We start from the raw sequence: 15252 nt of genomic DNA, 5'->3' as shown, positions 1-15252 counted from the left end.
CTGTATATTAATCTTATTTAATTTGCTGCTTAATCTATGTAAGTAATAAGTAATAAATATAAAAAGTCCCATTACAGCAACATGATCCATAAAGAAAAATATAAAAGCCTCTTCATAAGAAGGAACTTTTGCAACTGAAAATAGTCTAATATATATACCTCTTTTTATAAATGAAACTACTCCATATATAGCTACTAATGACCCCATTATAACATATATTTGTTTTTTTATACTTATGAATTTCTTACTCATATTTATAAACATACCCCAATGCATACCTAAATGTAAAGACATCAATATAAGTCCCCAATAACAGCAAATTATATGCAGTCTTTTATTAAATACTTTAATGCCTTCCAGATTAAAAAATTCAACTACATTTCTATTAAATAATATTCCGCTTATGATTAATCCAAGCATACATATAAAGAGCATAGTATTTATAAATGTATTTAATATTCTATTTAAACTATATTTTCCTTATTAAGATTTTTATACCAATGAAAATTCAGTATATGATGAAGTATAAAAAATATAAAGATTAAATATCCCAAATATTCATGCATAGTGCGGCCTGTAAAACTATAGCCAATTAAAACAAAAAAAAGAATAGTCATTATTATATCTATAAATATTTTAATTTTATTTTTCATATATAATTTTCCCCCTATTGCACAATAAGTTTATTTTAAAAAGTAAAATAATATATAGTATACTATTTAATTTATTAGACGAATTATATGGTTAAAAGTTTCTGTATATTTATTTTTTTGTAATTTTTATGTAAAAAATTATTTATTCATTTATTGCAGTATATCTTACATTCCCCGCCCTTTTATATTTTCTGCTTAATTTAAAATTATAGATTTAAATTTATTTTACTGCTCAATTAGAAATTAAAGCACCCACCCAAGTTTTATTTAAATTTTCAGCATTAATTAACGCATGTTTTAATAGAATTTTATATCTTAGTAAAATTTGAATTAGAGTTTATTATTGCTCATTGTATTTACACTGCATGCATTTTTAAAATTACAAAAAATAAGTACATAGAAATTAAAAATTAAATATCTATGTACTTTTGAGTATATATGATTGAAAAACTTAGTATATAAAAATAAAATCTATTTGCTTGGTTTAAAAAAGTTAAGTCTTAAAGCATTAGTAACTACTGATACAGAGCTTAAACTCATAGCAAGGGCTGCAAATATAGGATTCAAAAGTAAATCCTTACCCATAATAGCAACTAAAAAATCCCCTATAGAAGAAGCTATTAAAGGCTCTCTAAATACATGCAAAACTCCTGCAGCTATTGGTATACCTATAACATTATAGCAAAAAGCCCAGAAAAGATTTTGTTTAATATCTCTCATAGTGGCTTTACTTAATTCTATTGCTGTTACTACATCATTTGTGTTTGATTTTACTAATACTATATCAGCACTTTCTATAGCAACATCAGTACCGCTTCCTATAGCAATACCAACATTAGCCTGAGTTAAAGCAGGAGCATCATTTATACCATCTCCAACCATAGCAACAATATTTCCTTCGTCCTGAAGTTTTTTTACTTCTTTTGATTTTTCTTCTGGGAGAACTTCTGCAAATACTATATCAATACCTGCTTCTTTAGCAACTGAATTAGCTGTATTTTTATTGTCGCCTGTTATCATAGCAGTTTTTATACCCAATTTATGAAGCCTTCTTATGGCATCAATACTTTCTTTTTTTAATTTATCAGCACAAGCTATAACACCTAAAAGTTTATTATCATAAGCAACATACATAGGAGTTTTACCCTCTTTTGAAAGGCTGTCCATATATGAATGATAATTTTCTGTATTTATATTCTCTTTATTCATAAGTTTATCATTGCCCATCAAAACTTTTTTGTTATCAATAAAAACTTCTATACCGAAACCAGCTATAGCTTTGAAATTTTCTATATCAAGAAGTTTAATATTCTTTTCTTTAGCCTCTCTTACTATGGCCTCACCTAATGGGTGTTCGCTTCCATTTTCAGCACTTGCAGCTATTAAAAGAAGTTTATCTTTATCATCAGAAATAATATCTGTAACATAAGGCTTACCCTCTGTTAGAGTACCTGTTTTATCGAACATTACAGCATTTATTTTTTGAGATACTTCTAAGGCTTCCGCATTTTTAAAAAGTATTCCAAGCTCAGCACCTTTTCCAGTACCAACCATTATAGCAGTAGGAGTAGCAAGCCCCAAAGCACAAGGACAAGCGATAACTAATACCGACACAAATACAGTTAAAGCAAATACAAAATTATGAACTGCTATAAACCATATAACAGCCGATATTAATGCTATAGTAATAACAGCAGGCACAAAGTATGAAGATACAACATCAGCAATATGTGCTATAGGAGCTTTTGATCCTTGTGCATCTTCTACCAACTTTATAATCTGAGCTAATGCAGTATCAGCACCTACTTTCTGAGCCTTAAACTTAAAACTTCCTGTTTTATTAATTGAAGCACCAACCACCTTATCACCTACACTTTTTTCAACAGGAATACTCTCTCCTGTAAGCATTGATTCATCTACACTGCTGTAGCCTTCTATAATCTCACCGTCAACAGGTATCTTCTCGCCTGGGCGTACCAAAACTATATCATCAACTTTTACTTCAGAAATTTTTATCTCTTTCTCTTCACCGTCTTTTATTATAGTGGCAGTTTTCGGCTGAAGTCCCATAAGTTTTTTTATAGCCTCGCCTGTCTTTCCTTTGCTTCTTGCCTCTAAATACTTACCAAACTGCACTAAAGTAATTATAACAGCAGCAGACTCATAATAAAGATTTTCACCATGAGGATTAAGTCCCATAAATGCCAAAATACTAGAATATACACTATAAACAAATGCCGCAGTTGTACCTATTGCTACAAGAGAATCCATATTAGGAGAGCCTCTGAAAAGTGCAGGATAACCTAATGTGTAAAACTTATAGCCTGATATCATAACAGGTACGCATAAAAGTATAGCAACTATAGAAAAAACCTGCGGATTAAGATGATGAACCAAAAAACTAGGTATTGGAAACTTTACTATACTTACCATAGGCGCCATTGATATATAAAAAAGCGGTATAGAAAATATAGCAGATACTATTAATCTGATTTTCTGCTCTTTTATCTCTTTTGCCTTTCTCTCAGCGGGATCTTCCTCCTTGCCTACTACCTGATATCCAGCCTTTACAACTACATTTACTATATCATCATACTTAAGCTTTTTTTCATCGTAATTAAATACAGCTTTTTCTGTAGCTATATTGACATTAGCATCATCAATACCTTCTGTTTTTTTCAAGGCCCGCTCTACTGCCCTAGAACAAGCAGCACAGTGCATGCCTCCTATTTTTAAAGTCATTTTCATATATAAACACCCCTGTATAAAACATATTTTACTATTTTTTATTAAATGTTACAATCATCTAACAATATAATTATAATAATTTTTTTATAAAATTCAAGTAGGGTATATAGGTATATATGAAAATAAATAAAAAATAGTCTTTATATTATTAATATACAGACTATTTTCTATTATTATTTCTTAATTAAGATTAATTTTTTTGAATTTTTGATAATTTTTCAGATTCAATATAATATTTATAACTTTCTACTTTACTAAGTATGATAAATTGAAATTCTGTAATAGAATCATCTCCAATTTTCATAGTTAATGTATAATTACCTTTTTCATCACTTGAATAATATGTATGTTTCGTATTATCCAACTGAATATTGCTGAAATCAAAAATATTTGGAATATGTACTCTTGCAATTTTATCTTTTTCATAAATATCAACATATATATTAATATCTTCAGATTCTCCAAGATTAATATCATCTAAAGTCTTAATAGTTAATTTAGCATTTCCTCCAAACTCTATAGAACCATCATCTATATTAACAGATGGAATATCTTCAGTATCTCCATAATTATTTATCCCTGTATTTTCATTCTCACTAGTATTACTGCCTGTACTTCCACCTGATGAATTATTATTTTGAGTAGGATTTGACGGATTATTCTTGGCACATGATACTGCAAATAAAATTACAATAATTATTAAAAGTATTTTCGATTTCATTCTTATTTTTTTCCTTTATTTATTATTTTTTATATATAAAATATAACATTTACATATGAAAACATAAAAAATTTATTTCATATAATATATTTAAGAAAAATAAAATTAAATTTACATAAAATTGATATATTAACAAATTTAAGAATTTTATTTAAAATTATAATATAGTCATAAAATATTTTTACTAAAAAATAGAAATATGCCTGCTACTGTAAAAATACATATATAATTAGAAAATAAATTATTTTTATTGATTTTATTATATATAATACAAATAACACATTTATACTATATTATTTGTTTTTTAAATAATTATCAAAATACTCTATAGTCTTTTTCAAACCGTCTTCCAATTTATATTCAGGCTTCCAATTAAGTTTTTCTTTGGCTAAACTAATATTAGGCTGTCTTTTTATAGGATCATCTTTAGGAAGATCTTTAAATACTATTTCTGATTTTGAATTTGTCATTTCTATGATTTTTTTAGCAAATTCTAAAACAGTCATTTCCAGAGGATTTCCTAAATTTACAGGTCCTATAAAATTATCCGCATTCATCATTTTTACAGCACCGTCTATTAAATCATCGCAATAACAGAAACTTCTAGTTTGGCTTCCATCTCCATAAACTGTTATAGGTATATTCTGAAGTGCCTGTATAACAAAATTTGAAACTACTCTGCCGTCATATTCATTCATTCTAGGACCATAAGTATTAAATATTCTTATAATCTTTATATCTGTTTTATACTCTCTATAATAATCCATCATCAAAGTTTCAGCCCCTCTTTTACCCTCATCATAGCAGCTTCTTATACCATTGGGATTAACATGTCCCCAATAAGTTTCTATTTGAGGATGCTCTAAAGGATCTCCGTATACCTCGCTAGTTGAAGCTTGAAGTATTCTGGCATTGCAATCTCTTGCTAAATTAAGCATATTAAGTATACCAAAAACACTTGTCTTAAATGTATGTACAGGATTTCTTTGATAATGTATAGGAGAGGCAGGACAGGCAAAATTATAAATCTCATCGCATTCTATATGTATTGGTTCTGTTATATCATGTCTTATACTTTCAAAATTTTTATTATCTAATAAATGTTTAATATTCTCTTTACTGCCTGTAAAAAAATTATCTATTGATATTACATAGTTTCCTTCATTTAATAATCTTTCACATAAGTGAGATCCTAAAAATCCGGCTCCGCCTGTTACAATAATTCTTTTCATTAAAAAATCCTTTAAATTAATTACATCATATATTATAGCATATAATTAAATATTTCAATTAAAATTATAATATATAATTTTAATTAATTTTTATGTTTTAAAAATTAATTTACATACTCCACCCTTTTATATTTATTACATAAATTTAAAATTAAAGCTTTACTAATATTCAGCACTCATATTACAAAAAGCATGCCCTCCCTAGATTTAATTAGATTTATAACCCAATTCACGCACGGTGAAAATATCTTTCAATATAATCAAAATTATATTATTAATATATTTAAATTATTTGATTGGCTTACCGTGCGTTGTATAAATTAAAAAAATATATAAAAATTTTTATTATAACATATATAAATGACAAAAATTGTCGTTTTTTTAAAATTATAAAAAAATAAATAACCTTAAATGGATTAAATAAAATCCTTAAGGTTTTTTTTATATTACCGTTAATATCAGAAGTTAATTGCTAAATAAAGGAGTTATTAGTATGACTATCAATAGAATAAATAATAATGTACAGCAAACACCGCAAGTTCAAATGCCTGTTCCTAAAGAAAATAACTCAGCTCAAAATCCTGCTAATATACAAAAGATAAGCCAGCAAGGAAGCGGCATATCTCCTCTTTCAAGCAGATACACTTATGCTATAGGACGCGATGGCAAAAGATATGTTTTGCAGCTTAGAATAGATATATCCTCTGTAAGAGCTTTCAGTTCATTAGCATAAGTATCTTATAAAAATATACTTATGCTATAAATTATTTCTATTCTAAATTAGAAATTTAAATATATAATTAATATCAATTGGATTTCTTAACTACTATTCTATTTCCCTCTACAAGAATAACTTTTAAACTGCTGCCTTTATCTATAAACTCGCCCTCACTTACAGCATCATATCTCTTTCCGTCTATGATTATATAACCTGCAGGTCTGAAAAAAGTATCCGCAATACCATCTTTACCCATTAAATCATCATAAGAAATGCTTGAATGATATCCTGAAATATCACTCTCTAATGTAATCTTATTCCTAAAATCTTTTGACTTGCTCATAAATCTTGCAATTAATACTACAAGTATAATATCTATTATTAAAGATACAAATATTACAAAAGAAGCCACAGCTATATTATGTATTCCAAAAGAAATAAATATTCCCGCTACAATTCCTATTATACCAAGTATACCTGTGATTCCAAAGCCAGGTATAAGAAATATTTCTACACAAAGAAGAACAACTCCAAGAAGGAATATGGCAGGTGCTAAAAAATTACTGCTGCCTGAAAAAAACTGAATAAAGAAAAATAAAGCAAAAGCTATTATAGCTGTTACTCCGCCTACGCCAAATCCAGGAGTCTTCATTTCAATATATATTCCAGCTATTCCTATAGACATTATAATACTTAAAATAAAAGGATTAAGAAGTACCTTCAATACAGAATCATAGCCTTCTTCTTCTATATTAACTATTTCTGCATTATTCATATTTTTTAATTCTAATATGTCATTTATAGAATTAGCTTTATTATCTGCAATATTTATAGATACTGCCTCATCAGCACTTAATGTCAATAGAGTCTTATCATCTAAATCAATACCATCGCTTCTTTTAGTTAAAACTATAGTTTCATCAACCATGGCTTCGGCAGCTTTAACATTCTTTTTAGTAGTTTCTGCAGAAGATCTCATAGCCGCACGCATCGCACTCACCTCTTTCTCCCCTGCTTTTTTGGGTTCATTTCCATTTAAATATACAGGTGTTGCCGCTCCTATTACACTACCGTCAGACATGTAAATTTCTTTAGCACTCAATGATATTAAAGCCCCAGCAGATAATGCATTCTTATTAATATAAACAACTACAGGTACATTACTTTCCATAATATAATTCTTTATAGATAAGGCTGATGAAAGAAGTCCTCCAGGTGTATCAAGCTCTAATATAATCAAATCTGCTTTTTTGTCATTTGCTTCATCTATAGCATTTTTTAAATATCCGGCATACCATCTGTTTATCTCTTGAAATTCCTGCTTCTTTATAACATAAACTTTTTTATCTTTTGAATATAAATAATTAGAAAAGATAAAAATACTCAAAAAAAGCATTATTAATATATTATTAAATTTTTTCATAGACATCACTCTCGTTTTTTAATTATATGTTATTATTTTAGTATAAGTTATATTTTTTTCAAGCGGAAATTCTTAACGCCGTTTAATAGGCTATCATTCATTGTTTAAATTATAATAAAAAAATAGCATATATTTTAAGTATATACTAAACGGCGGTATAAGCATAATAAAATTAAAAAACACTTGGGGTAGGTCATTATAAATTCTAATTTAGCAATAAAAAAATTAAAAGTTTTAATCCATATTAAAATTATAAAACTAAAGGGCGGGCATGAGAATAAAGCTTTAAAACTTAATTACATACCCCGCCCTTTTTCTATAAAAAACTATTCAGAAATTTCTGCTTATTATTTTTTATATGCTAATACTGAAATGTTAACACCCGCCCAAGTTTTCTTTATCTTTTAAAACTTTTTCATGACTGAAAAGTTATTATCAATGTACCTACTACTATAAGCATCATGCCTATAATAACTTTTATATTCAAAGCCTCTTTTAAAAATATGGCTGCTAGTATTATAGTAAAAACTATAGAAAGTTTATCTATAACTATTATCTTATTAACATTACCAATCTGCAAGGCTTTAAAATAAAAAATCCAAGATAAACCTGTAGCTATGCCAGATAATACTATAAATATAACAGTCTTTGTATTTAGATTTTTTATAGTTTCAATTGTATTTATAGAGTTTAATGAATTAGTATAAAAAACTATAATCCAAGACATTATTAATATAATAATAGTTCTTATGGCAGTTGCCAAATTAGAATTAATATCTGATAATCCTATCTTTATAAGTATAGCAGTAAGTGATGCAAATATTGATGATAATAGTGCAAAAACAATATCCATAAAAAAGCTCTTAATTTTTAATATAGTGTTTTATTTTTTATGAAATTACTTTTTGTTTATCATCTTTTTATGAAGATAAAGCACATTATCTAAAAGCATAGAAACGGTAACACTTCCAACTCCATTCGGCACAGGTGTAATATAAGAAGCTATCTTAGAAGCCTCCTCAAAATTAACATCTCCTTTTAAAGAACCATCTTCTAATACATTTATACCTATGTCTATAACAACAGCATCTTTCTTTATATATTCACCTGTAATAAATTCAGGCTTTCCAATAGATACGCATAATATATCAGCATTTCTGCAAATATCTTTTAAATTTTTAGTTTTTGAATGTGCTATTGTCACAGTAGCCGATTTCTGTAAAAGCAAATGAGCTAAAGGCTTACCAACTATCTCACTCCTTCCGATAACAACAGCATTAGCACCTTCTATATTTATACCAGATTTCTCTATCAAAGCCATAGCACTCTTTGCCGTACAAGGAGCTAAATTGCTGTCTCCTATAAATATTCTTCCTAAATTAACATGTGATATTGCATCAGCATCTTTTTCTATTGAAATTGTCTCATAAACTTTTTTCTTATCTATATGTTTAGGAAGAGGCATCTGAATCATTATTCCGCTTGTTTCAGATTCTTCATTTAAATATTCTATCAATGTCAAAAAATCTTTTTCTGTTGTGTTTACAGAAAGATTATGCAAAGATCCTATCATTCCAACACTTTCAGCCTGCTTCTTTGCCCTTGTAAAATAAACTTCTGTAGACTTATCATCTTCAAAATATATAAAATCTATTCTTGGTTTTCTCTCAAGAAGTTCTGTTTCCTTTTTTATTCTTTCTTTTATCTCCTTTGCTAATTCTCTTCCATCTAAAATATTAAACATATAAACTCCTAATAAAAATTTTAAATTTTCTTATTATTTTTTTATAATAATATAATGCCGTAAAATAAAAAACAAGTATAGATTTTTTAATATTTATATTGTATATTATTAAGCTATGATGAAAAAAATATTCATTATCTTTTTTACTGTCTTAACTATAAACAGCATATCCTTTGCTCAAAAAAAAATAATAATATTTGAAACAGAATACAGTAATAATTATAACTCTTATGCAGTGAAAGATTTAATAATAAAAAATTTATTTGTTAATTCTGACTTTCATATAATACCATATATGCCGTATAAAAAAAGTGATTATAAAGAAATAAAATCAAAAATTAAAGAACTCACTTTAAATAATAATGCAGATTTATCAATAACTTATGATCTGTTTAAATATAAAAATGGACTTGTACTTAATTATGTAATATTTGACAGAGAAAAACCTAATGAATGGAAAGAAAAAAATCTTTATTCAAAAGAAGAAAATTTATTCGAATCTATTAACAAAGTATTAGAAGAGATATATTCCTATTCCAAGAAAAATAATAATCTTATAACAGAAGATGAATACATTTCACTTATAGGTTATTACAGCCAAATCATAAACAGTAATGATAAGAACAAAGTTTATGAAATGTTTTTTAATTTCTACAAAGATAATATTTATTTCAACATTGATTATTTGGAATATCTTACAGAAAAAGGAAATAAAGATTCTATTAATGATATGACTAAAATAGCAGATAATATAAAAAAATACTTGGATAAAAATAATCATTATTATCTGTCTGCTTTAGGAGATTTATATTACAGCAGATATAAAGTTAATGTAGAAAATGAGGATATAGAAAAGAGTATAGAAAATTATATAAAGGCAATAAATGCTAAAAAAGATAATTATATATATTATAAAAAACTTGCTGATGCTTATATATTAAAAAATGATTACAGTAATGCTTCAAAGTGTTATAATGCCGCTATAGAAATTTATGATAAAGATATAAGTTTGATAAAAGATGCTGTGTATTTGCTTAAAAGAGATATGAATCAGAATGGGAATTTAGTAATAGGATATTTAAAAAAGATTATTGATATAAATAAAAATGATGATGAGGCTTTAGAGGAATTGGCTAATATATATGAAAATTTGGGCGATAAATATAATTCTCAAATCTATTATAGTAAATTACTTGAAGCTATTAATTATAATCTTTATATAATCAATAATGAAAAGCCTAATCCTGTATTATATGATAAATACATAAAAAAAAGAAATGAAATAACCCAAAAACTAGAAAAACTACAAATATAATATTTTATCAATATAGTATACAAAAAATATATTTGCTTAAATAAATTAAATAAGGGCTTATACTTGATTAAAAGTAAAGCCCTTTATTTTTATCATCATAAAAATACATGCTATTTTTTAGAAGCGTATTTCATATCGTATTTATCCAAATTCTTTTTCATATCTTCAAGTTTTTCTTTAAATGTTACAGATATGCATTTAAAATCTTTCATAGCCTATTCCAAATCTTTAGTCTCCATTTTTTTGCAATCTTCAATAAAACATTTCTCTATAGCATGCTGAATAATAGATTCAATATCAGCACCAGAATAACCTTCTGTTTTATCAAGAAGACTAATAATATCTAATTTGGAAATATCCTGATTTCTTTTCTTTAGATGAAGCTCAAAAATCTCTTTTCTTTCTTTAGCATTAGGAAGCTCTATTCTAAATAGTTCATCGAATCTTCCTTTTCTGAAAAACTCAGCTGGAAGTTTGGTAATATCATTTGAAGTAGCAACCACATAAACAGTAGAATCTTTTTCCTGAAGCCAAGTAAGTATATACCCCAAAAGCCTAGTAGTAATATCGCTTGCCCCGCCTGTTCCGCCAATACCAGCAAAAGCCTTTTCAATCTCATCAATCCATAAAACACAAGGAGCAACTGCCTCAGCTATTTTTATTGCCTTTCTTAAATTCTCCTCACTCTCCCCAACATACTTACCCATTAACTTACCAATATCAAGCCTTAAAAGAGGAGTTTTAAAAATATTGGCTATTGATTTAGAAGCTAAAGACTTTCCGCATCCGGGCAAACCCACAAGTAAAATACCCTTTGGAATGTCCACACCAAACTTCATAGCCTTTCCCAAATTCTCAAAAATCTTAGCCTTAACTTTTATATAATCTTTTAAATTGTCAAGCCCACCTATATTATCAAGTCCGCCTTTGTAATTTACTATTTCAACAATGCCTGATTTTTTTATTGTCTGCTCTTTTTCTCTTAATATCAAATCCTGATCATCTAAAGATATAAAGCCCTTTCTTTGAATAGCTAAATTTAATATTTGTGTAATCTCAAATTCACTTAAACCTCTAAGAGAAGCCGTTATCTCATCTCTCACTTCTTTTTCAAGGGTAAGATTATAATTTTCTATATACTCATCTAGTATCTTTGAAATATCATTATCTTTAGGATAAGGTATATCAAGAATAGTAGTATATTTTTCTATTTCATTAGGTATATAAAGAGAAGAAGAAATTATAAATATAGTAACATTATAATCATTGTCTTTCATGTTTTTATGAGCTATATCTGTAAGCCATGATAAAACTTCATTATCTTTTAAATAACAATTAATATTTTTGAAAACTATAAAATGATTATTATCATGTTCATGTTCTAATTTTAAAAAGCCTATTATATCTTTGGCAGCAGAAAATTTTTTAATTAACTCTCCTGTTTCTTTATCCTTCTCCCATTTATAAGTAAGACTATTATTAACCCATTCATAAACTTTATATCCGCTTGAAACATCAAATATAATTTTATCAATCTTCTCAAAGTCAAAATGATTAATATAAATTATTGGTCTTAAAGCATATATATACGAAGCTAATTTTTCTTTTATATCATTATATTCCATATTATATCTCCATATATACTAATTGAGCAGATTCGCTTGAACCCATATAAGTAATACCTTCTAATATTAAAAATTTATTATTTACATCATCAGAAGAATATTCTTTACTCTTATCTTTGAAACTAGTTACATTGCATCCGCTGTCTATATGAAGTATTAAGCATTTTTTATCTTCAACAACAGTAGAGAAATGTTTTTTTGTATTTTGTGAGTAAATTTTTATTTTTTTTAACAAATAACTATCATCTTCTAATTTTTTTTCATACAATCCAAACCTAGATTTTTTTGAACCTGAATAATAGTATGTATGTGAAAACATTTCATTTAGACCTTTCATGATATCTTCATCATCTATAAAATAGTCTCTGGTTTTTTTATTTGATAATATTGAAAGAATAGAAAAATAATTATCTTCTTTATGGAGTTTTAAAAATAAATTGTAATAATCATATTTAAATGCATTCATAAAATTATTGCTAATATTTTTTACAGATTCTTTTATAAATTCATAATCCTCTTTTTTCTCTATTATAAGATTAACTATATCCTCATAGTTTTTAAAATAATTATCAACTACTTCTTTTTCTTTGAAATTGTTTTTGCTGAAAATTTCTAAGTCGTCCTTTCTCTTATTTTCAAACTCTATCATATAAGTAGCTTCTTTTGACATCTCTTTTATAGTGTTTTCATCTTCATCTTCATAAAATATTTCCATTAGGCTATTAACTTTTTTATAAATATCTGCATTCTTATCGATAGCTGATACTTTTTCATTAACATCATTTAAATTCTGTGCTGTAAGCCATTTCTCTAAAATACCCTTATCAAAATAATCTAATATATCATGAATATTAAAATTGTTTTTTACATCTTCAAGATTTTTACAATATTTATTTCCAAGTAAAAGATTAAATTTAATTCTTTTCAACATTTGACAAACTCCTTAATTTTAATTTAAATATTTATTTTCTAAACTCTCAACCATTTCTATATACAATTTTTTGCATTCTTCATACTCTTTATTTTCTATCATTTTTAAACAGTTTTTCAAATATTTATTATTAATTTCATCATATATAAAACTACTATTATTTTCTAAATCAATATTTTTTACTATTTGAGGAGCTATTTTATAATATCTATCTATCAATGCATTTCCATCTTTTTGATGCATTAGCCAATTATCTCTAAAATCCCTAAACATAGTCAGTTCATAACAATCATCTTCTTTATTATCCTTACGGCATACTGCAGTTGTTATATAACATCCTCCTGTAACAAAATCTACAGCACTGCTTACAAAATTTCCTACAGCTCTAACTGCTCCGCCTATAGCTCGTCCTACTGCTTTTACTGCCCCGCCTACTATCTCAATTCCTTTCTTAACAACTCCGCCTATAGCTTTTCCTACAGTACTTCCTGCAACTGCTCCCACAACCGCACCAGCTGCAGCTCCTATAGGTCCTAAAACACTTCCTATTGAAGCTCCTATTGCACCGCCTATATGTTTTCCTATTGCATCGCCAACAGCTTTTCCAGCCTTTTCACCTACTTTTGTTCCTATAACTGTTCCTGTAACTGTTGTTGCTTCTTCTATTTTTGTGCTTACTATCTCGCCTACTTGTGCTGTGGTTCTGTCAACTGCATAATCAACTACTTCTTCGGCGTCCACCTCTCCTGAAGCAACTTTATATGCAACCTTTGTAGTAGTTAAAGAATTATCAACTATACGCGCAACATCATCAGGATTTTTATCTTTCATTTTATCACCTAAATAACCTTTTTGAGCTGCTATATATGCGGCTGTAGTTACCATCTTTTTTACATCTTCATCTTTCTCATCATCTATATCTGAAGTTATATATTCTTTTAAAGCCTTTACTTCTTTATGATCTGTATTTATTTCTACTTTGTCATAACCTTCTGAAAACTCTATAGCTCCTATCAAAGAATTATCTCTTATATCATCGGCTGTATCCTGTATTAATGCCTTTCTTCCTTCCTCTGTAGTTAAATCATATTCATTATTTTTTATTTCTTCTGACATACTATTCCCCCAATTTAATTATTGTTTTCTTCTTTCATTTTTTCAGCTTTTTCAAGTATTTTTAAATGATCATTTTTAGTTTCTTTTAAAGCTTTATTTACACTTCAAGTATTATAGTTTTATCCTCTTCTTCCAAGCCTTCCATACTTTTTTCTAAATCCTGATAAAGCCATTGGGTATTTGATTTTCCTTTTTTCTTAAAATTAATAAGGCTTTTGAATTTATCTGCGATGCCTTTTAATGTAGTACCGAATTTAGATATTATAGATTTTCTCTCTTCTTCGCTTTGTCCCACTAAACTTCAAGTTGTTAATGTATTTTAAAAATAAAAAAACCAAGCATTATATAAATAATACTTGGAGAATTTATTAGAGAAATTTTTTACACTATGATATTTAATTTTTAAGATTAAATGAAAATATATAATTACAAATGAACAGAACCCTGACGAAGAACTTTATTTTCTAAGCAGTCATAAAGTGTTGAAGGCATCTTATTTTCTAATATACCGGCATTAATTATTAAGTCAGCTTTATCTTTGTAAAGCTCTGCTAATTCATTACCGTCAAGTATAATACCGTAACCGCTAGGATTGGCCGAAGGAGCTACCAAAGGATTAGTTCCTTTTAGTATAAGCTGCATATATTTATCATTAGGTATTCTTAAAGCTACCGTATCTTTCAAATATGAGAATTTATTTTTTAATTCATCTAAAAGAGGCATTATAAAAGTTAATTCTCCGGGGATATTTTTTTTTATGATTTCAGGTACTTCTTTATTTGAGAATCTTTTCACACTTTCTAAATTTTTTGATAATATTAAAAGAGGCTTATTTTTTTCTCTTTCTTTTACAGTATATATTCTATTTACAGCATCAGAATTAAAAGCATCAGCAAGCATTCCGTAAACTGTATCTGTTGGGGAAACTACTATTCCGCCTTCATTAATAACTTTTATAACCTCATTAGCTGCATACTCTATACTTTCTGAATTATTTTTTTCAAGATTAATTATCATAAATAATTA

General features: G+C 27.1%; 13 protein-coding genes and 1 pseudogene. 2 read left to right on the top strand and 12 right to left on the bottom strand.

Features of this window, described 5'->3' with window-relative positions; genetic code table 11:
* From A966_RS01345 to A966_RS01330, 4 genes and pseudogenes are all read right to left on the bottom strand, one after another.
* A pseudogene (locus tag A966_RS01345) lies at nt 1-653 on the bottom strand (DUF4405 domain-containing protein); the annotation flags it as partial.
* Nucleotides 654-1124: 471 nt separating this feature from the next.
* A complete protein-coding gene (locus A966_RS01340) occupies nt 1125-3401 on the bottom strand; it encodes a heavy metal translocating P-type ATPase (protein ID WP_008721715.1) in 2277 nt (758 codons plus the stop codon).
* Between the two features lie 190 nt (nt 3402-3591).
* The gene (locus A966_RS01335) at nt 3592-4122 is read right to left on the bottom strand and encodes a hypothetical protein (protein ID WP_008721714.1); all 531 of its coding nucleotides are present in this window, start codon (nt 4120-4122) and stop codon (nt 3592-3594) included.
* Nucleotides 4123-4415: 293 nt separating this feature from the next.
* Entirely contained in the window at nt 4416-5354 is a 939-nt protein-coding gene (locus A966_RS01330; protein WP_008721712.1) for a UDP-glucuronic acid decarboxylase family protein, read from the bottom strand.
* Between the two features lie 493 nt (nt 5355-5847).
* On the opposite strand from A966_RS01330, the gene A966_RS01325 reads away from it, so the two are divergent.
* Entirely contained in the window at nt 5848-6087 is a 240-nt protein-coding gene (locus tag A966_RS01325; RefSeq protein WP_008721710.1) for a hypothetical protein, read from the top strand.
* Nucleotides 6088-6160: 73 nt separating this feature from the next.
* Here A966_RS01325 and A966_RS01320 read toward each other — a convergent pair whose 3' ends face one another.
* The 3 genes from A966_RS01320 to A966_RS01310 all read right to left on the bottom strand — a co-directional run bounded on the left by A966_RS01320 (nt 6161) and on the right by A966_RS01310 (nt 9239).
* Nucleotides 6161-7495, bottom strand: coding sequence for an NfeD family protein (locus A966_RS01320; RefSeq protein WP_008721708.1), 1335 nt, complete (start codon nt 7493-7495; stop codon nt 6161-6163).
* Between the two features lie 415 nt (nt 7496-7910).
* Nucleotides 7911-8348: an EamA family transporter gene (locus A966_RS01315; protein WP_008721706.1), complete on the bottom strand. Its 438-nt coding sequence runs from the start codon at nt 8346-8348 to the stop codon at nt 7911-7913.
* Between the two features lie 45 nt (nt 8349-8393).
* Nucleotides 8394-9239: a bifunctional 5,10-methylenetetrahydrofolate dehydrogenase/5,10-methenyltetrahydrofolate cyclohydrolase gene (locus A966_RS01310; RefSeq protein ID WP_008721704.1), complete on the bottom strand. Its 846-nt coding sequence runs from the start codon at nt 9237-9239 to the stop codon at nt 8394-8396.
* Between the two features lie 115 nt (nt 9240-9354).
* Between A966_RS01310 and A966_RS01305 the strand changes: the two genes are divergently transcribed.
* Nucleotides 9355-10554 (top strand): tetratricopeptide repeat protein, encoded by a 1200-nt coding sequence (locus tag A966_RS01305; protein WP_008721702.1) that lies wholly within the window; start codon nt 9355-9357, stop codon nt 10552-10554.
* Nucleotides 10555-10769: 215 nt separating this feature from the next.
* Here the strand turns inward: A966_RS01305 and A966_RS01300 are convergent, their stop codons facing one another.
* From A966_RS01300 to A966_RS01275, 5 genes are all read right to left on the bottom strand, one after another.
* Nucleotides 10770-12179, bottom strand: coding sequence for an AAA family ATPase (locus A966_RS01300; protein WP_008721700.1), 1410 nt, complete (start codon nt 12177-12179; stop codon nt 10770-10772).
* Between the two features lies 1 nt (nt 12180).
* Nucleotides 12181-13110: a hypothetical protein gene (locus A966_RS01295; RefSeq protein WP_008721699.1), complete on the bottom strand. Its 930-nt coding sequence runs from the start codon at nt 13108-13110 to the stop codon at nt 12181-12183.
* Nucleotides 13111-13128: 18 nt separating this feature from the next.
* A complete protein-coding gene (locus A966_RS13125) occupies nt 13129-14226 on the bottom strand; it encodes a CFI-box-CTERM domain-containing protein (RefSeq protein ID WP_008721697.1) in 1098 nt (365 codons plus the stop codon).
* Nucleotides 14227-14323: 97 nt separating this feature from the next.
* The gene (locus A966_RS01280) at nt 14324-14521 is read right to left on the bottom strand and encodes a hypothetical protein (RefSeq protein WP_008721694.1); all 198 of its coding nucleotides are present in this window, start codon (nt 14519-14521) and stop codon (nt 14324-14326) included.
* Nucleotides 14522-14652: 131 nt separating this feature from the next.
* Nucleotides 14653-15243 (bottom strand): L-threonylcarbamoyladenylate synthase, encoded by a 591-nt coding sequence (locus tag A966_RS01275; protein ID WP_008721692.1) that lies wholly within the window; start codon nt 15241-15243, stop codon nt 14653-14655.
* Between the last annotated feature and the right edge of the window lie 9 nt (nt 15244-15252).

The sequence above is a fragment of the Brachyspira hampsonii 30446 genome (genome assembly GCF_000316195.1).
Taxonomy (GTDB): Bacteria; Spirochaetota; Brachyspiria; order Brachyspirales; family Brachyspiraceae; genus Brachyspira; species Brachyspira hampsonii_C.
This window is presented reverse-complemented; position numbering and strand designations above follow the sequence as displayed.

Bases quoted from the DNA above. Each gene is read 5' to 3' on its own strand.
- A966_RS01315 (WP_008721706.1), bottom strand. From the start codon at position 8,348: ATGGATATTGTTTTTGCACTATTATCATCAATATTTGCATCACTTACT.
- A966_RS01325 (WP_008721710.1), top strand. From the start codon at position 5,848: ATGACTATCAATAGAATAAATAATAATGTACAGCAAACACCGCAAGTT.
- A966_RS01300 (WP_008721700.1), bottom strand. From the start codon at position 12,179: ATGGAATATAATGATATAAAAGAAAAATTAGCTTCGTATATATATGCT.
- A966_RS01275 (WP_008721692.1), bottom strand. From the start codon at position 15,243: ATGATAATTAATCTTGAAAAAAATAATTCAGAAAGTATAGAGTATGCA.
- A966_RS13125 (WP_008721697.1), bottom strand. From the start codon at position 14,226: ATGTCAGAAGAAATAAAAAATAATGAATATGATTTAACTACAGAGGAA.
- A966_RS01320 (WP_008721708.1), bottom strand. From the start codon at position 7,495: ATGAAAAAATTTAATAATATATTAATAATGCTTTTTTTGAGTATTTTT.
- A966_RS01335 (WP_008721714.1), bottom strand. From the start codon at position 4,122: ATGAAATCGAAAATACTTTTAATAATTATTGTAATTTTATTTGCAGTA.
- A966_RS01330 (WP_008721712.1), bottom strand. From the start codon at position 5,354: ATGAAAAGAATTATTGTAACAGGCGGAGCCGGATTTTTAGGATCTCAC.
- A966_RS01340 (WP_008721715.1), bottom strand. From the start codon at position 3,401: ATGAAAATGACTTTAAAAATAGGAGGCATGCACTGTGCTGCTTGTTCT.
- A966_RS01305 (WP_008721702.1), top strand. From the start codon at position 9,355: ATGATGAAAAAAATATTCATTATCTTTTTTACTGTCTTAACTATAAAC.
- A966_RS01310 (WP_008721704.1), bottom strand. From the start codon at position 9,239: ATGTTTAATATTTTAGATGGAAGAGAATTAGCAAAGGAGATAAAAGAA.
- A966_RS01295 (WP_008721699.1), bottom strand. From the start codon at position 13,110: ATGTTGAAAAGAATTAAATTTAATCTTTTACTTGGAAATAAATATTGT.